The organism is Streptomyces griseus subsp. griseus, assembly GCF_003610995.1.
In the GTDB taxonomy this organism is placed as follows: Bacteria; Actinomycetota; Actinomycetes; order Streptomycetales; family Streptomycetaceae; genus Streptomyces.
In genome coordinates this window covers 3,702,153-3,718,470 of the sequence record NZ_CP032543.1, presented here as the reverse complement: position 1 = coordinate 3,718,470, position 16,318 = coordinate 3,702,153, and the positions used below count along the sequence as shown (strand labels likewise).

The 16,318-nt window shown below is 70.4% G+C and carries 16 protein-coding genes and 1 pseudogene; 8 read left to right on the top strand and 9 right to left on the bottom strand.

Going from position 1 to position 16,318, the window contains the following annotated elements; genetic code table 11:
- Positions 1 to 70: 70 nt before the first annotated feature.
- The 3 genes from D6270_RS16525 to D6270_RS16515 all read right to left on the bottom strand — a co-directional run bounded on the left by D6270_RS16525 (position 71) and on the right by D6270_RS16515 (position 2,349).
- Positions 71 to 1,150 carry a phosphotransferase gene (locus D6270_RS16525; protein WP_109164721.1) on the bottom strand — a complete coding sequence of 360 codons (1,080 nt, stop codon included), beginning with the start codon at positions 1,148 to 1,150 and terminating at the stop codon, positions 71 to 73.
- Positions 1,151 to 1,165: 15 nt separating this feature from the next.
- Positions 1,166 to 1,603: a pyridoxamine 5'-phosphate oxidase family protein gene (locus tag D6270_RS16520; RefSeq protein WP_109164722.1), complete on the bottom strand. Its 438-nt coding sequence runs from the start codon at positions 1,601 to 1,603 to the stop codon at positions 1,166 to 1,168.
- An 86-nt stretch (positions 1,604 to 1,689) separates the two neighbouring features.
- On the bottom strand, positions 1,690 to 2,349 hold the full coding sequence (locus tag D6270_RS16515; protein WP_109164723.1) for a response regulator: 660 nt from the start codon (positions 2,347 to 2,349) through the stop codon (positions 1,690 to 1,692).
- A gap of 349 nt (positions 2,350 to 2,698) precedes the next feature.
- Between D6270_RS16515 and pdhA the strand changes: the two genes are divergently transcribed.
- Genes pdhA through D6270_RS16500 form a run of 3 tightly spaced genes read left to right on the top strand, consistent with a single transcriptional unit; the run spans position 2,699 to position 6,276 of the window.
- Positions 2,699 to 3,859 carry a pyruvate dehydrogenase (acetyl-transferring) E1 component subunit alpha gene (pdhA, locus tag D6270_RS16510; RefSeq protein WP_109164724.1) on the top strand — a complete coding sequence of 387 codons (1,161 nt, stop codon included), beginning with the start codon at positions 2,699 to 2,701 and terminating at the stop codon, positions 3,857 to 3,859.
- Positions 3,860 to 3,861: 2 nt separating this feature from the next.
- Complete coding sequence (locus tag D6270_RS16505) at positions 3,862 to 4,842, top strand: alpha-ketoacid dehydrogenase subunit beta (RefSeq protein WP_109164725.1); 981 nt, start codon at positions 3,862 to 3,864, stop codon at positions 4,840 to 4,842.
- 12 nt (positions 4,843 to 4,854) lie between these two features.
- Complete coding sequence (locus tag D6270_RS16500; protein ID WP_109164726.1) at positions 4,855 to 6,276, top strand: dihydrolipoamide acetyltransferase family protein; 1,422 nt, start codon at positions 4,855 to 4,857, stop codon at positions 6,274 to 6,276.
- A 121-nt stretch (positions 6,277 to 6,397) separates the two neighbouring features.
- Here the strand turns inward: D6270_RS16500 and D6270_RS16495 are convergent, their stop codons facing one another.
- Positions 6,398 to 7,300 (bottom strand): D-alanyl-D-alanine carboxypeptidase family protein, encoded by a 903-nt coding sequence (locus D6270_RS16495; protein ID WP_109164727.1) that lies wholly within the window; start codon positions 7,298 to 7,300, stop codon positions 6,398 to 6,400.
- A gap of 284 nt (positions 7,301 to 7,584) precedes the next feature.
- Between D6270_RS16495 and D6270_RS16490 the strand changes: the two genes are divergently transcribed.
- Complete coding sequence (locus D6270_RS16490; protein WP_109167405.1) at positions 7,585 to 8,268, top strand: GntR family transcriptional regulator; 684 nt, start codon at positions 7,585 to 7,587, stop codon at positions 8,266 to 8,268.
- A complete protein-coding gene (locus D6270_RS16485; RefSeq protein ID WP_109164728.1) occupies positions 8,265 to 9,575 on the top strand; it encodes an MFS transporter in 1,311 nt (436 codons plus the stop codon). The genes D6270_RS16490 and D6270_RS16485 overlap by 4 nt, the downstream gene beginning before the upstream one ends.
- 68 nt (positions 9,576 to 9,643) lie before the next feature.
- On the opposite strand, the gene D6270_RS16480 is transcribed toward D6270_RS16485, so the two are convergent.
- On the bottom strand, positions 9,644 to 10,468 hold the full coding sequence (locus tag D6270_RS16480; RefSeq protein WP_109164729.1) for a maleylpyruvate isomerase family mycothiol-dependent enzyme: 825 nt from the start codon (positions 10,466 to 10,468) through the stop codon (positions 9,644 to 9,646).
- A 211-nt stretch (positions 10,469 to 10,679) separates the two neighbouring features.
- Here D6270_RS16480 and D6270_RS16475 point away from each other — a divergent pair, with 211 nt between their 5' ends.
- Together D6270_RS16475 and D6270_RS33140 are read left to right on the top strand one after the other, a co-directional pair.
- Positions 10,680 to 11,471, top strand: coding sequence for a carbon-nitrogen family hydrolase (locus D6270_RS16475; RefSeq protein WP_109164730.1), 792 nt, complete (start codon positions 10,680 to 10,682; stop codon positions 11,469 to 11,471).
- Between the two features lie 250 nt (positions 11,472 to 11,721).
- Positions 11,722 to 11,883, top strand: a complete 162-nt coding sequence (locus tag D6270_RS33140; RefSeq protein ID WP_225976879.1) for a hypothetical protein — start codon at positions 11,722 to 11,724, stop codon at positions 11,881 to 11,883.
- 75 nt (positions 11,884 to 11,958) lie between these two features.
- Here D6270_RS33140 and D6270_RS16465 read toward each other — a convergent pair whose 3' ends face one another.
- The gene (locus D6270_RS16465; protein ID WP_109164731.1) at positions 11,959 to 12,450 is read right to left on the bottom strand and encodes an LURP-one-related/scramblase family protein; all 492 of its coding nucleotides are present in this window, start codon (positions 12,448 to 12,450) and stop codon (positions 11,959 to 11,961) included.
- Positions 12,451 to 12,514: 64 nt separating this feature from the next.
- On the opposite strand from D6270_RS16465, the pseudogene D6270_RS16460 reads away from it, so the two are divergent.
- Positions 12,515 to 14,331 (top strand): annotated as a pseudogene (locus D6270_RS16460) (NHL domain-containing thioredoxin family protein).
- A gap of 52 nt (positions 14,332 to 14,383) precedes the next feature.
- Here the strand turns inward: D6270_RS16460 and D6270_RS16455 are convergent.
- The 3 genes from D6270_RS16455 to D6270_RS16445 all read right to left on the bottom strand — a co-directional run bounded on the left by D6270_RS16455 (position 14,384) and on the right by D6270_RS16445 (position 16,200).
- Positions 14,384 to 14,605, bottom strand: coding sequence for a DUF6458 family protein (locus tag D6270_RS16455; RefSeq protein ID WP_018489753.1), 222 nt, complete (start codon positions 14,603 to 14,605; stop codon positions 14,384 to 14,386).
- Positions 14,606 to 14,706: 101 nt separating this feature from the next.
- Complete coding sequence (locus D6270_RS16450) at positions 14,707 to 16,005, bottom strand: M18 family aminopeptidase (protein ID WP_109167406.1); 1,299 nt, start codon at positions 16,003 to 16,005, stop codon at positions 14,707 to 14,709.
- Positions 16,006 to 16,077: 72 nt separating this feature from the next.
- Entirely contained in the window at positions 16,078 to 16,200 is a 123-nt protein-coding gene (locus tag D6270_RS16445) for a hypothetical protein (RefSeq protein ID WP_318780022.1), read from the bottom strand.
- Positions 16,201 to 16,318 lie beyond the last annotated feature (118 nt).

Below are 16,318 nucleotides of genomic sequence, written 5' to 3'. Positions count from 1 at the left end.
GCGCACGCGTGGCCCCCTTGGTACACGCGTGAACCTCCGGGTGCACGCGTGACCTCCCAGCCGCCCTGCCTCACTCCGTGAAGGCCGCGCAGACCGCCTCGTACTCACGGGTCCACCAGACCACCAGGGCCGACACCGCAGGGAACTGCGGGTCGGCCCTTCGGTCGTCCAGGCGGTAGCGCCAGCGGAGTATCCAGAAGTCGTTGAGCCGCTCCCACCACACCCGGTGCACGGCGGCGGCCAGCTCGGCGGCCCCCGCCCCCGCCGCACGCCGGTAGGCGCGGGCGTATGCCCGTACCTTCGCCAGGTCCAGCTCCCCGCCCGGCTGCACGAAGAAGATGGCCGCCGCCCGCACCGCCTCCTCGGCGCGCGGCTGCACCCCCAGCCGGTCCCAGTCCACGATCGCGACCGGATCGGTGCCCCGGTAGAGCAGGTTGAGCGGATGGAAGTCCCCGTGCACCCATCCGGTGGCGGGGCCGTCCGGCGTCGGCGGCCTGCGGTGCGCATGGCGCTCCAGCAGCACCCGGCGCTCCACGAGCCGGTGCACGGCGAGCTCGTCGAAGGCGTCGCGCGGGGTGTCCCGGGGCCGCTGCCCCCGTGCCGCGGCGAGGAGTTCGTCGATCAGCGCGAAGGTGTCGGAGGCATGCGGACTGCCGTAGCCGGCGGGTAACGGCCCCTCCGCGGGCCCGGTTTCACCGTCCGGCGGCATGACCTGCTCAAGAGCGGTGTGTACGGCTCCGAGGAGCGTCCCGAGACGCCGCGACTGGTGGGGGGTGAGCTGGGATCCGACCCGGTGCAGTCCGTCGACCCAGGGGTGCAGGGCGTAGCAGCGGTCGCCGATCACGGTGACCGTGGTGCCCTCCGTGTCGGTCAGCGGCGGGACGACGGGCACACCGAGGGAGGCCAGACGCTGGGTGGCGCGGTGCTGGCGCGCGATCGTGGCGCGTTCACCGGTGGCGTCGTCGATGTGCTTCTTGTCGAGGTGGTGCTTGAGGAAGTAGGAGCCGCGGGTGGTGGACACGCGGTATCCGTGGTTCAGCAGGCCCTTGGTGATCGGCTCGCAGGCGAGCGGTTCCCCCACGTCCGGGTAGCGGCGCAGGACCTCGCCGACCGGAGGAACTGGTGGGCGGGTTACATATGAGCGCGGCACTTACCAAATGGTAGATCACGCTGCGTGGCGGACAAGCTGACTTGCGCTGAAGTCAAGAGTGTGCTCCGTGACGAAATGCGGGTCGACCCGGAGATAGGCCGGCGCGAAGGGCTCACCGTTGGCGAGGGCGGGCGCGGCGCCGAAGAGTTCCGCCTGTTCGGGGCAGGGGTGGACGATCTCGGCGGGCCCGGTGAACTGCACCGACCACAGGTCCCCGCCGCTGCCCGGTACGGCCGCGTTGTAGTTGTCCGCCCCGTAGGCCACGACGCTCCCGTCGCACGCCTCGTGATAGCCGAAGCCCCGGTGCATCCGCAGCAGGATGCGGCCGTCGCTCACGATGTGCCGGGCCACCGCCAGGAACGGCAGGGCGCGCATGCTGGTGGCGAGACGGCCGTACGGGACCCGGCGGAGCAGCTCCATCGCCGTGGGCGCGGGGGTTTCGTCGGAGGGCATACGGTCCACTGTCCGGTACGCGTAGGGGCCGGGTAAGAGTCCCCGGCCCCGGGTGGGCCGGGACCAAAGTCCCTCGGCCCCACGGCTCAGCGCCGCTCGGCCTGGAGCCGGGCGACGTAGGCGGCCGCCTGCGAGCGGCGCTCCATGCCCAGCTTGGACAGCAGGCTGGAGACGTAGTTCTTGATCGTCTTCTCGGCGAGGTGCAGCCGCTCCCCGATGACCCGGTTGGTCAGCCCCTCCCCGATCAGATCCAGGATCTTGCGCTCCTGCTCGGTGAGGTTGGCGAGCCGCTCGTCGCCCTTGGCGGTGCCGCCGTCACGCAGCCGCTCCAGCACCCGGGCGGTCGCGACCGGGTCCAGCAGGGATTTTCCGGCGGCGACGTCCCGTACGGCATTGAGCAGTTCATCGCCCCGGATCGCCTTCAGTACATAACCCGACGCACCGGCCATGATCGCGTCGAAAAGCGCCTCGTCATCGGCGTACGAGGTGAGCATCAGGCAGTTGATGTTCTCGTCCAGCGAACGGACCTCCCGGCACACCTCCACCCCGCTGCCGTCGGGCAGCCGGACATCGAGAACCGCCACATCGGGGCGCGTCGCCGGGATCCTGACCAGGGCGTCGGCAGCCGTACCCGCCTCGCCGACCACCTCGATATCGGGTTCCACGGAGAGCAGCTCGTGGACGCCACGCCGGACGACCTCATGATCGTCCAGCAGAAATACGGTGATTTTTCCATCTTCGCGCACGGTCGCAGTCTCACACACTCCCCTCTCCTCCGCTCTTCCCAGCCGCTGATCCGCGGGATAACGTGCCGTTGTTCCGGCGGCCTGCAAGGCTGTTACCAGTGCTGTGACCAGCAGAGCTTCGTGATTTTTTCGATTTACTTGGAAATCCAAGCAAAAACGCAGGTCAGATAGGGTTTCGCAGTTATGCGATGCACTGGGTAACGTGCCTATGACAGGGCGCTCGCCGGGGCACCTGTCACGCCTGTATCCCGGCCGAGAAGCACCCACCCCGTGCACGGGTCCGGACACAGGCGAGCCGCACTGGTTTCCCGGCAGACCCCGGGGGCCGGACCGACGGAGGAGCACGCACGTGACCGTGGAGAGCACTGCCGCCGCGCGTAAACCGCGACGCGCCAGTAAGCGGACCAGCGCCGCGAAGAAGCCGCAGAGTTCCGAGCCCCAGCTCGTGCAGCTGCTGACGCCCGAGGGCGAGCGGGTGGAACACCCCGACTACAGCATCGACCTGAGCGCCGACGAGTTGCGCGGCCTGTACCGGGACATGGTCCTCACCCGCCGCTTCGACGCCGAGGCGACCGCCCTCCAGCGCCAGGGCGAGCTGGGCCTGTGGGCCTCGCTGCTGGGCCAGGAGGCCGCGCAGATCGGCAGCGGCCGGGCGCTGCGCGACGACGACTACGTCTTCCCGACCTACCGGGAACACGGTGTGGCCTGGTGCCGCGGGGTCGACCCCACCAACCTGCTGGGCATGTTCCGTGGGGTGAACCACGGTGGCTGGGACCCGACGGCCAACAACTTCCACCTGTACACGATCGTCATCGGCTCGCAGACCCTGCACGCCACCGGCTACGCCATGGGCGTCGCCAAGGACGGCGCGGACTCGGCCGTGATCGCGTACTTCGGTGACGGTGCCTCCAGCCAGGGCGATGTCGCGGAGTCGTTCACCTTCTCCGCCGTCTACAACGCCCCGGTCGTGTTCTTCTGCCAGAACAACCAGTGGGCCATCTCCGAGCCCACCGAGCGCCAGACCCGCGTGCCGCTCTACCAGCGCGCGCAGGGGTTCGGCTTCCCCGGCGTCCGGGTCGACGGCAACGACGTACTCGCGTGTCTGGCCGTGACCCGCTCCGCGCTGGAGCGCGCCCGCCGGGGTGAGGGCCCGACCCTGGTCGAGGCGTTCACGTACCGCATGGGTGCCCACACCACCTCCGACGACCCGACGAAGTACCGGGCCGACGACGAGCGCGCCGCCTGGGAGGCCAAGGACCCGATCCTGCGCCTGCGCACGTACCTGGAGAAGGAGAAGCTCGCCGACGAGGCGTTCTTCACCGAGCTGGAGACGGAGAGCGAGACGCTCGGCAAGCGCGTACGCGAGGTCGTACGGGCGATGCCCGACCCGGAGCCGCTCTCCCTGTTCGAGCACGGCTACGCCGACGGCAACTCCCTCGTCGACGAGGAGCGTGCCCAGTTCGCCGCCTACCAGGCATCGTTCGCAGACTCCGCCGAGGAGGGCAAGTAGCCATGGCCGTGGAAAAGATGTCCATCGCGAAAGCGCTCAACGAGTCGCTGCGTCTGGCCCTCGACACCGACCCCAAGGTCCTCATCATGGGCGAGGACGTCGGGAAGCTCGGCGGCGTCTTCCGTATCACCGACGGCCTCCAGAAGGACTTCGGCGAGGACCGGGTGATCGACACCCCGCTCGCCGAGTCCGGCATCGTCGGCACCGCGATCGGCCTGGCCCTGCGCGGTTACCGCCCGGTCGTGGAGATCCAGTTCGACGGCTTCGTCTTCCCCGCGTACGACCAGATCGTCACGCAGCTCGCGAAGATGCACGCCCGCGCGCTGGGCAAGATCAAGCTGCCGGTCGTCGTCCGCATCCCCTACGGCGGCGGCATCGGCGCGGTGGAGCACCACAGCGAGTCCCCCGAGGCCCTCTTCGCGCACGTGGCAGGACTGAAGGTGGTCTCGCCGTCCAACGCGAGCGACGCCTACTGGATGATGCAGCAGGCCGTCCAGAGCGATGACCCGATCATCTTCTTCGAGCCCAAGCGGCGCTACTGGGACAAGGCCGAGGTCGACACCGAGTCCATCCCCGGCCCGCTCCACAATGCCGTCACCGTCCGCGAGGGCAGCGACCTGACGCTCGTCGCGTACGGCCCGATGGTCAAGGTCTGCCTGGAAGCGGCCGCGGCCGCCCAGGAGGAGGGCAAGTCGGTCGAGGTCCTGGACCTGCGCTCCATGTCCCCCATCGACTTCGACGCCATCCAGAGCTCCGTCGAGAAGACCGGCCGGCTCGTCGTCGTCCACGAGGCGCCCGTCTTCTACGGCTCCGGCGCGGAGATCGCCGCCCGGATCACCGAGCGCAGCTTCTACCACCTCGAAGCGCCGGTGCTCAGGGTCGGCGGCTACCACGTGCCCTACCCGCCGGCCCGGCTGGAGGACGAGTACCTGCCCGGCCTGGACCGGGTACTCGACGCCGTCGACCGCTCGCTTGCGTACTGAGGGACAGGAGTCGTGACGACGATGACGCAGACGTCCGCTCGCTTCCGCGAGTTCAAGATGCCCGACGTGGGCGAGGGGCTCACCGAGGCCGAGATCCTCAAGTGGTTCGTCCAGCCCGGTGACACGGTCACCGACGGCCAGGTCGTGTGCGAGGTCGAGACGGCGAAGGCGGCGGTGGAGCTGCCGATCCCGTTCGACGGCGTGGTGCACGAGCTGCGCTTCACCGAAGGTACGACGGTCGATGTCGGTCAGGTGATCATCTCGGTGGATGTGGCGCCGGGGAGCGACGAGGAGGCTCCGGTTCCGGCTCCCGCGCAGGAGCCCGTCGAGGCTCCTGCTTCCGACGAGCCGAAGGGCCGAACGCCGGTCCTGGTGGGCTACGGGGTCGCGGAGTCCTCGACCAAGCGCCGCCCGCGCAAGGGGGCGGCTGCTCCTGAGGCCGCTGCGGTGGCGGCGGCGGTACAGGCGGAGCTGAACGGCCACGCGGCACCGGCCGCTCCCGCCGCTCCGGAGGCCCCGGTCGGCCGTCCGCTGGCGAAGCCGCCGGTACGGAAGCTGGCGAAGGACCTGGGGATCGACCTGGCGACGGTGGTGCCGACCGGCAAGGACGGCATCATCACCCGCGAGGACGTGCACGCGGCGGCTGCTCCGGCGGCTGCGGCTGTGGCTGTGGCGCCTGAGGCTGTTGAGCCGGTCGCGGCTGCCGCGGAGGTGGTGGACTCCACGGCCTCCGCGCGCGAGACCCGCATCCCGGTCAAGGGGGTCCGCAAGGCGATCGCGCAGGCGATGGTCGGCAGCGCCTTCACCGCACCGCACGTCACCGAGTTCGTCACGGTCGACGTGACGCGCACGATGAAGCTGGTGGCGGAGCTCAAGGAGGACAAGGAGATGGCGGGAGTGCGGGTCAACCCGCTCCTGATCATCGCCAAGGCCCTCCTGGTCGCGATCAAGCGGAACCCCGAGGTCAACGCGGCCTGGGACGAGGCCAACCAGGAGATCGTGCAGAAGCACTACGTCAACCTGGGCATCGCGGCGGCCACCCCGCGCGGTCTGATCGTGCCGAACATCAAGGACGCGCACGACAAGACGCTGCCGCAGCTCGCGGCGGCCCTGGGCGAGCTGGTCACCACGGCGAGGGACGGCAGGACGTCCCCGGCGGCGATGGCGGGCGGCACGGTGACGATCACCAACGTCGGCGTCTTCGGCGTCGACACGGGCACCCCGATCCTGAACCCGGGCGAGTCCGCGATCCTGGCGGTCGGTGCGATCAAGCTCCAGCCGTGGGTGCACAAGGGCAAGGTGAAGCCGCGTCAGGTCACCACGCTGGCCCTGTCCTTCGACCACCGCCTGGTCGACGGCGAGCTGGGCTCCAAGGTGCTGGCCGATGTGGCGGCGATCCTGGAGCAGCCGAAGCGCCTGATCACCTGGGCGTAGGCCGCTCATCCGGCGAGCTGACGACCTGCGCCGGCGGCAGCCCGTAGGCCGTACGTACGACGAAGGGGCCCGGCCCGCACATACCGTGCGGGCCGGGCCCCTTTCCGTACGCGCGGGCCGGTTACTTCTTGAAGCCGTAGTCCATGAGCTTCTTCGCGTCGGCCGTGCGGGTCGTCTCGTTGGTCGACGTGAGGACCGTGCCGATGACGGTCTTGCCCTTACGCGTCGCCGCGAAGACCAGGCAGTACTTGGCGGTCGGGCCCGAGCCCGTCTTGACGCCGATCGCACCGCTGTAGCTGCTGAGCATCTTGTTGGTGTTGGCCCACGCCATGTTGCGGTAGCCGCCACTCTTCGTGGTGACCTTCTGCGTGGTCGACTTCGTCTTGACGATCGTGCGGAACGTGGAGTTCTTCATCGCCTGGCTGGCGATGATCGTCAGGTCGCGGGGGGTCGAGTAGTTGTTCCCGCCCCCGATGCCGTCGAACGAGTCGAACTTGGTGTTCTTCAGCTTCAGGGTCTTCGCCGTGGAGTTCATCTTGCCGATGAACGACTTCACCCGGGCGTCACGGGTCTTGCCGGAGCCGAACTTGTCGGCCAGGGCGTACGCCGCGTCGCAGCCGGACGGGAGCATCAGACCGTAGAGCAGCTGGCCGACCGTCACCTTGTCGCCGACGATGAGCCGGGCGGACGAGGCGTTCTTCGAGACGATGTAGTCGCTGTACGCCTTCTGGATCGTGACCTTGGTCTTGAGGTTCACGTTCTTCTGCTGCAGCACCACGAGGGCGGTCATGATCTTCGTGGTGGAGCCGGTGGAGCGGCGGGTGTCCGCGGTCTTGCTGTAGAGGGCCTTGCCGGTGCCGTTGTTCATCACGAAGCCGCCCTTGGCGACGATCTTCGGAACCGGCGGCGCCGCGGCGGCCTGGGCCGTCGAAGCGAAGGCACCGCTCGCGAGCACCGCGCCCGCGGTGAGGGCCACCGTGCTCGTGATGGTGACGCGGTTTATGCGCTTGATCCCGATTTTCAACTGAACGCTCCAAATGCCCCTGATATGCGGCCACATAAGGGTGCCGCTCGGTGGTGAGACTCCTGGGGCGGGTGAATGGATGCGTTCCCGAACGGGTGAATTTGCGCAGGCTTGACCTTGACCGCCATGAAGTCTCCGGACCTGATCCCGGGGAACTGATGCGCGTTCATGTACCCGGCCCCGGCCGCCGCACTCCGCACCCCTGGAAGCGCCGCGGCCCCTCCGGGGGTCCAGGATCCGGACGCCCCTCCTCCATGCGTGCATGTTGTATCTATGCTGTGCGCATGCCTGCCGCAGCCCCCGCCCCCGTACAGCCGACGACCTCCTCCCTCAAGCAGCCGCCCGCCGCCGAGCGCGTCTACGCGCACATCAAGGAGGCGGTTCTGGACCGTCGCTACGAGGGCGGCACGCTGCTCACCGAAGGTGGGCTGGCCGATGCGGTCGGGGTGTCGCGTACGCCTGTACGGGAGGCGTTGCTGCGGCTGGAGGTCGAAGGCCTGATCAAGCTCTACCCGAAGAAGGGCGCCCTCGTGCTGGCCGTCTCCGCGCAGGAGATCAAGGACGTGGTGGAGACCCGGCTGCTGGTGGAGGAGTTCGCGGCGCGCAGAGCTGTTCCCGCGTCGCCCCGGTTGATCGCGCGGCTCGAACAGCTCCTGGAGGAGCAGCGGCGGCTGGCGGAGGTCGGTGATCTGGCGGAGGTGGCCGTCAAGGACCGCTGTTTCCATGCCGAGATCGTCAAGAACGCGGGGAACGAGATCCTTTCGCGCCTCTACGACCAGCTGCGCGACCGCCAGTTGCGGATGGGCGTCGCGGTGATGGAGGCGCATCCGGGCAGGATCGAGGCCAACATCACCGAGCACAGCGAGCTGCTGGAGGCGATCCGGGCCGGGGACGCGGAAGGTGCCGCGCAGGTCGTGCGGCGCCATGTCAGCCGGGTGCGGGTGCTGGTCCGGGGTGAGGACCGGTGAGTTCGGCCGCAGCCCCCACGCTCCCGCTGCCCGGCGATCCACCCGGGGGCAGGCGTGCCGCCTGGGTCTGGGGGATCGGCGTCGCGGTCTACTTCGTCGCGATCATCTTCCGTACGAGCCTGGGTGTGGCCGGTCTCGACGCCGCCGACCGGTTCGACGTCAACGCCTCGGCCCTCTCCACCTTCTCCATCCTCCAACTCCTCGTCTACGCCGGCATGCAGATACCCGTGGGGCTGATGGTCGACCGGCTCGGCACCAAGCGGGTCCTCACCATCGGTGCGGTCCTGTTCACCGTCGGACAGCTCGGGTTCGCGCTCTCGCCCTCGTACGGCATGGCGCTGGCCGCCCGCGCCCTGCTCGGGTGCGGTGACGCGATGACGTTCATCAGCGTGCTGCGGCTCGGCAGCCGCTGGTTCCCGGCCCGGCGCGGGCCGCTGATCGGCCAGGTCGCCGCGCTGTTCGGGATGGCGGGCAACCTCGTCTCGACGCTCTTCATCGCGCGTGCCCTGCACAGCTTCGGCTGGACGACGACCTTCGTCGGCAGCTCGCTGGCCGGGGTCGCCGTGCTCGTACCGCTGCTCCTGTTCCTCAAGGACCACCCCGAGGGCCACGAGCCGCCGCCCGCCGAGCACGCGGGCGCCGCGTACGTACGCAAGCAGATCGCCGCCGCCTGGCGGGAGCCGGGGACCCGGCTCGGGATGTGGGTGCACTTCACCACCCAGTTCCCGGCGATGGTGTTCCTGCTGCTCTGGGGGATGCCGTTCCTCGTCGAGGCGCAGGGGCTCGGCCGGGGAACGGCGGGCATGCTGCTCACCCTGGTGGTGCTCTCCAACATGGTGGTGGGGCTCGTCTACGGGCAGATCATCGCCCGTCACCACGAGGCGCGGGCCCCCATCGCGCTGGGCACGGTCGCGACCACCGCCCTCCTCTGGGCGTGCGCGATCTTCTACCCCGCCGCTCACACCCCGCTGTGGCTGCTGACGGTCCTGTGCGTGGTGCTGGGCGCCTGCGGCCCCGCCTCGATGGTCGGCTTCGACTTCGCGCGCCCCGCCAATCCGCCGGAGCGTCAGGGCACCGCGTCGGGGATCGTCAACATGGGCGGGTTCATCGCCTCCATGACGACGCTGTTCGCCGTGGGGGTGCTGCTGGACGCCACGGGCGGCAACTACCGGGCCGCCTTCGCCTCGGTCTTCGTCCTGGAGGCGTTCGGCGTCGCCCAGATCCTGCGGCTGCGCCGCCGCGCGGCGCTCAGGGAACGCGACCACCATGTGGTCAGCCGGGTGGAGGCCGTGCACGTACCCGCGTGACCCGCGCGGCCGTACGCCCGGCGGCGCGCCCGCCCGCCCGTCGGCTCCGGGGCGGGCGCCGCCGGAAACTACGGGGTGACGGCGAAGTGGTCCAGGATCGCGGCGGCCAGCTCCTGGTCGCCCTCGGCCTTGATCCGGTCGGCCACCGCCGCCGGACGGACCCGGCCGCAGGCCAGGCGCACGTACGTCTCCCAGTCCATCGAGAGCGTCACGGCCGGGCCCAGCGAGGGCGAACCGTCTATCGAACCGCGGCCCTCCGCGTCGACCCGCACCGTCCGCAGGAACTCCACCGGGCCGTGCACGTCCAGCACCACCGCCGAGTTGGCCGGCGCCCCCGCGTCCTTCGCGACCACCTTCGGCAGCGCGGCGAGCAGCACGTCCCGGGTGATGTTCGCGCCGGGGGAGTCCAGGTTGCCCGGCTGGCCGAGCGTCGTCCGCAGATCCTGCTCATGCACCCAGACGTCGAAGGCCCGCATGTTGAGGGCCACTTCGAGGGTCTGCTCGGCGCCGAGCGGCGCGCGGACCGTGGCGTCGGGGGAGCGGGACTCGTTGCGCAGCTGGCGGGCGCGACGGATGAGGACGTACTCCAGCTCGGACGTCATCTCCGGAGCGGTGTGGTGGCGCCGGACGTCGACCTGCATCTCCATGTACCGGGCGAAGTCGCTCTGTACGTGGTAGAGGTCGCGCGGCAGCGTATGGATCGGCCGCGGGTCGCCGAGCATCTCGCACTCCATGCCGATGACGTGCGACACGATGTCCCGCACCGACCATCCGGGGCACGGTGTGCGGCGGTTCCACTCCCCCTCCGCGAGTGGCTTGACCAGGTCGGCTATCGCTTCGATGGAGTGAGTCGCGGAGTCGGCGTAGGTCTGGAGGCTGGGATGGACGGTCACGGGACCCCTCGGCGGTTCTTCGGTGCATGGGCTGGAGAGCAGGGTGTGCCGACGGGCGGGCCGGCACGGACGACGCTGTCGTGGGCTGTGGGCTGCGGGCTACGTGGAGGTTCAGTCGCCTAAGTTACGCTGCGAGCAGGCACCCCGGCAGTGCTTTCGTGTGACGATCGTAGGCCCGTGTTGACGGCTTGAATGCCAGGACGGTGGTATTGTGCGCGCCTCCCTCATCCAGATCGCAGTAGACCCGGACGAATCCGTCGAGGCCCGCCGCGAGCGGGCGGCCTCCCTGGTGGTCGCCCAGCGCGGCGCCGACCTGGTGGTCCTGCCCGAGCTCTGGCCGGTCGGCGCGTTCGCCTACACCCTCTTCGAGCAGGAGGCCGAACCGCTCCAGGGCCCCACCCACGAGGTGATGGCGAAGGCGGCCGCCGAGGCCGGGGTCTGGCTGCACGCGGGGTCGTTCGTGGAGCGCGCGCCGGACGGCACCCTGTACAACACCGCGCTGGTCTTCTCCCCGGACGGCGAGCGCTCTGCGCTCTACCGCAAGATCCACCGCTTCGGCTTCGACAAGGGTGAGGCGGCGATGATGGGCGCCGGCGACGAGCTGGTGACCGTGGCTCTGCCGCAGACCACGCTGGGCCTGGCCACCTGCTACGACCTGCGCTTCCCCGAGCAGTTCCGCGGCCTCGTCGACGCGGGCGCCGAGACCCTCGTCGTCTCGGCGGGCTGGCCCGAGCGCCGCCGCGCCCACTGGACCCTCCTCGCGCAGGCCCGTGCCGTCGAGAACCAGGCGTACGTCCTCGCCCTCGGCACGGCCGGCAGCCACGCGGACGTCCCGCAGGCCGGACACAGCATCGCCGTCGACCCCTGGGGCGAGGTACTGGCCGAGGCCGGGGCGGGCGAGGAGATCCTGACCGTGGAGTTCGACCCGGCGCAGGTGGCAGCGACGAGGGAGCGGTTCCCGGCCCTGAAGGACCGCCGGCTGGGGCTGGCGCCGCCGGTCTGAGACCGTCCGGTACCGGACCATGGCGCTCGCCTGCCGTGAGCCCCATGATCGAACCGGGCAGTGCCGAACCGGCATTGCCCGGTGGCACGGCGATCTTCGCCGCCGTGGTCACGGTGGTTCCCTGCCTCTTCGGGGTCCTGCTCGTCGGCCTGGCGCCCGGCCAGGTCGGATCGGAGCGGACTCCACGCCCACGCACCTGTGCCGCGACGTGCCGGAATCCGCTCGGGTGGAGGCGCAACAGGGGCAGTCCATGCCGCCGCGCGTCCGCTGCCGCACCACCGAGGGCCGGGAGTTCAGCGGTGGCGCCCCGCCCCGGCTCAACCCCACGCTCGCGGTGACCTTCGCGGCCACCGTCGCCCTCGCCGCGGCCGCCTTCGTACAGGCGGACCGACGGGCGGCAGCACGTACCTGACCTACGGGCGGCCATGTTTCACGTGAAACGCCCTGTTTCACGTGAAACAACGAACTCCCGCCCCCAGCAAAGCGATCAGCCCCCGTTCTCCTTGTCCGCCAGCACGATCACGCACATCGCCACGGCGATCAGCAGCGGGGTGTCCGCGTCCTCGCGGACCACGTCGATGCCGTAGGTGTCCCGGAGGGTCAGCCAGCGCCGCGAGATCTGGGCCAGCAGCTCACCGTCGTACTCGATGGCGAACTCGCGGTCCAGGATCTTGCCGCTGACGTCCATCTCCGTACCGTCCACCAGGGTCACCCGATAGTGGTTGCGGAGCAGCGAGAGCCGCTTGCGCTTGACCGTGGCCAGCTCCTCGCCGCCGCGCTCGATGAGCATGGTGCCGCGCAGGCTCATCAGCTTCTGCCGCAGCTCCACCAGGACCCGGCCGTCGGCGTCCTTCAGCTCGAAGGTGTCGCGCAGCCGCATGGCCTTGCCGTCGACCAGGAAGACCTTGTGGCCGTCCGTGTCCTCGATCCAGTAGTCGTCACCGATGGCGAACAGGCGCTCACGTACGAGAAGTCTCATACGGCACAGGTTCCCCCGGGCCCCTGCGGAATGCGTGCAGGCGGAGGCGGTGTTGACTGGTGGCATGGCAACACGTGCACGCGTCCGCGCCCCCGAACTCATCGGCAAGGGCGGCTGGCTCAACACAGGCGACCGGCAGTACACCCTCTCCGAACTGCGAGGACGCATCGTCATCCTCGATTTCTGGACCTTCTGCTGTGTGAACTGCCTGCATGTCCTCGACGAGCTGCGGGAGCTGGAGGAGAAGCACCGCGACACCGTGGTGATCATCGGGGTCCACTCGCCGAAGTTCGTCCACGAGGCCGAGCACCAGGCCGTCGTCGACGCCGTCGAGAGGTACGAGGTCCTCCACCCGGTTCTCGACGATCCCGAGCTGGCCACCTGGAAGCAGTACGCCGTACGGGCCTGGCCGACGCTCGTCGTCATCGACCCCGAGGGCTATGTCGTCGCCCAGCACGCGGGCGAGGGCCACGCGCACGCCATCGAGAAGCTGGTCGAGGAGCTGGAGGCCGAGCACGGGGCCAAGGGCACGCTCCGCCGGGGCGACGGCCCCTACGTGGCGCCCGAGCCCGTCGCCACGCATCTGCGCTTCCCGGGCAAGGCGCTGCTCCTGCCCGACGGCGGCTTCCTCGTCTCCGACACCACCCGCCACCGCCTCGTCGAGTTGGACGCGGACGGCGAGACCGTACGGCGCCACTTCGGCACGGGCGAGCGCGGGCTGAGCGACGGCGGCCCGGAGGAGGCCCGGTTCAGCGAGCCGCAGGGGCTCGCCGCGCTGCCCGACGGCCGCATCGCCGTCGCGGACACCGTCAACCACGCGATCCGCGCCCTGGACCTCGCGACCGGGGTGGTCACCACCCTCGCCGGGACCGGCCGCCAGTGGTGGCAGGGGAGCCCGACCAGCGGCCCGGCGCGCGAGGTGGACCTCTCCTCACCGTGGGACCTGGCCTGGTTCGGCGACCGGCTGTGGATCGCCATGGCGGGCGTGCACCAGCTGTGGACGTACGACCCCGAGGACGGGACCGTGCGGGTCGCGGCCGGGACGACCAACGAGGGGCTGGTCGACGGACCGGCCGCCGAGGCGTGGTTCGCGCAGCCGTCCGGGCTCGCGGTCTCCGCCGACGGCGAGCGGCTCTGGATCGCCGACTCCGAGACCTCCGCCCTGCGCTGGGTCGACCGGGACGAGCACGTGCACACCGCCGTCGGCACCGGCCTCTTCGACTTCGGCCACCGTGACGGGGCCGCCGCCCAGGCGCTCCTCCAGCACCCGATCGGCGTGACCGCGCTGCCCGACGGGTCCGTGGCCATCTCGGACACGTACAACCACGCCCTGCGCCGCTACGACCCGGCCTCCGACGAGGTCACCACGCTCGCCACCGACGTCCGCGAGCCCAGCGACGCGGTGCTGGTCGACGGCGACCTGGTCGTCGTCGAATCCGCCCGCCACCGCCTCACCCGCCTCCGGCTGCCCGAGGAGACCGTACGCGTCGCCGAGCAGGCGCACCGCACCCAGCGCGCCGCCACCGAGATCGCTCCGGGCACGCTCCGCCTCGACGTGGTCTTCCAGGCGCCGGCGGGCCAGAAGCTGGACACCCGGTACGGGCCCTCCACCCGGCTGCTGGTCTCCGCCACCCCGCCCGAGCTGCTGGCCGGGGGTCGGGCGCGGGCACGGACCTCGGGCGCGACCTGGTCCTCGCGGACGGGGCGACCGAGGGCGTGCTGCACGTCTCCGCGATGGCGGCTTCCTGCGACGACGACCCGGCCAACGAGTACCCGGCCTGCCACGTCCACCAGCAGGACTGGGGCGTCCCCGTCCGGGTGACGGCTCAGGGAGCGGCCCGGCTGCCGCTGGTGCTGGCAGGGATGGACGAGCAGGGCTGACGGGGTCGTACCGATCGTCAGGTGGGCAAGGCACGAGCCTTGCCCACCCCGGTCAGTGGTAGCGGTGCTCGTCGTCCTGCACGACCGTGGTGGTCGGCGGAACGACCATGCGCCGACGACGCGCGATGCTCATGTAGACGAACACCCCGATGAGGCCGACGAGCATCATGATCCAGCCGACCAGGTCGAGATTGATCCCGTCGGCCTTCCAGTCGGTCGCGAATGCCAGGATCGCGCCACCACCGATCAGAAGAATGCATCCTCCGAGTCCCATGATTCCCGCCTCCTCGACGATCCGGTGCATCCGGACCGATGTACCGGTCGGGTACCCTGCCGCGCAACAACCATGTGCGAGGCGGACGTTGAACGCGGCTGTCAGTCCGTCAGGAACGCCGTGAGCGCGTTGGCCAGCAGATACGGGTCGTCCGCGCCGCACAGTTCCCGCGCGCTGTGCATGGAGAGGATCGCGACGCCGATGTCCACGGTCCGGATGCCGTGCCGGGCGGCGGTGATCGGGCCGATCGTCGTGCCGCAGGGCATCGAGTTGTTGGAGACGAACGTCTGCCACGGCACGCCCGCCTTCTCGCAGGCGGCGGCGAACACCGCGCGGCCGCTGCCGTCGGTGGCGTACCGCATGTTGACGTTGACCTTGAGGATCGGGCCGCCGTTGGCGACCGGGTGGTGCGTCGGGTCGTGCCGCTCGGCGTAGTTGGGGTGCACGGCGTGGCCGGTGTCGGAGGAGAGACAGACCGTCCCGGCGAAGGCGCGGGCGCGGTCCTCGTACGTACCGCCCCGGGCGAAGACCGAGCGCTCCAGGACCGTGCCCAGGAGCGGCCCGTCGGCCCCGGTGTCGGACTGGGAGCCGTTCTCCTCGTGGTCGAAGGCGGCGAGCACGGGGATGTACGGGAGTTCCTCGTCCGGCTGTCCCGCGACGGCGGCCAGGGCGGCGGTCGCGGCGTGCACGGAGAGCAGGTTGTCCATCCGCGGCCCGGCGACCAGCTCGCGGTCCCGGCCCAGGTAGGACGGCGGCTCGATGGGGTGCGGCATGAGGTCCCAGCCGGTGACGTCCTCCGGGTCGACGCCCGCCTCCTCGGCGACGAACCGGATCAGGTCACCCTCGGCCACGTCCCCGAGACCCCAGATCGGCTGCATATGGCGCTGCCGGTCCAGCTTCAGGCCGTCGGTGTTGGCCGACCGGTCCAGGTGCACGGCCAGCTGGGGTACCCGCAGCAGCGCCCGGTCGATGTTGACGAGCCGGTCGGTGCCGTCCCGCAGCGAGATCCGGCCGGCCAGGCCCAGGTCCCGGTCGAGCCAGGTGTTCAGCAGCGTGCCGCCGTAGATCTCGACGGCCACCTGCCGCCAGCCGTACGACTCGGTGTCCGGCAGCGGCTTCACCCGCAGGTTCGGGGAGTCGGTGTGCGCGCCGACGATCCGGAACGGGGTGTGGGCGGACGCGCCCTCCGGCACGTACCAGGCGATGATCGCCCCGCCGCGGAGCACGTACTTCCCGCCGGGGCTCGCGTCCCAGGCGGCGGTCTCCTCGACCTGACGGAATCCGGCCACCTCCAGCCGGGCGGCCGCGTTGGCCACGGCGTGGTACGGGGACGGGCTCGCCGCCAGGAAGGACATCAGATCATCGGTGTGCGCACGGTCGAACCGGTGGCGAGAACTCATGGTCTTCACTGTATCGAGGGACCCGGGTCCGCTATCCGGTGACCGGCGCGGTGCTCTGGGGAGGCCCCGGGCCTACAGCTCGTCGATCGCCGTCAGGTCGATGTCGTACGGGGCGGACAGCTTGAGGCGGTCGTGGTGGACGCCGGTGGAGGCGTACGTCTTGTTGACCGGATCCAGTTCGTAGGTGATGACCATGGGGCGGGCCTTCTCGCCGGCCGTCCCGACGAGCCAGAAGTGCTTGATGCCCGCCGCGGACTCGCGAGAACCAGGCTCCCGTCGATCAGCTCCGTGTGCGGCGGGAGGTCGTCAAGCG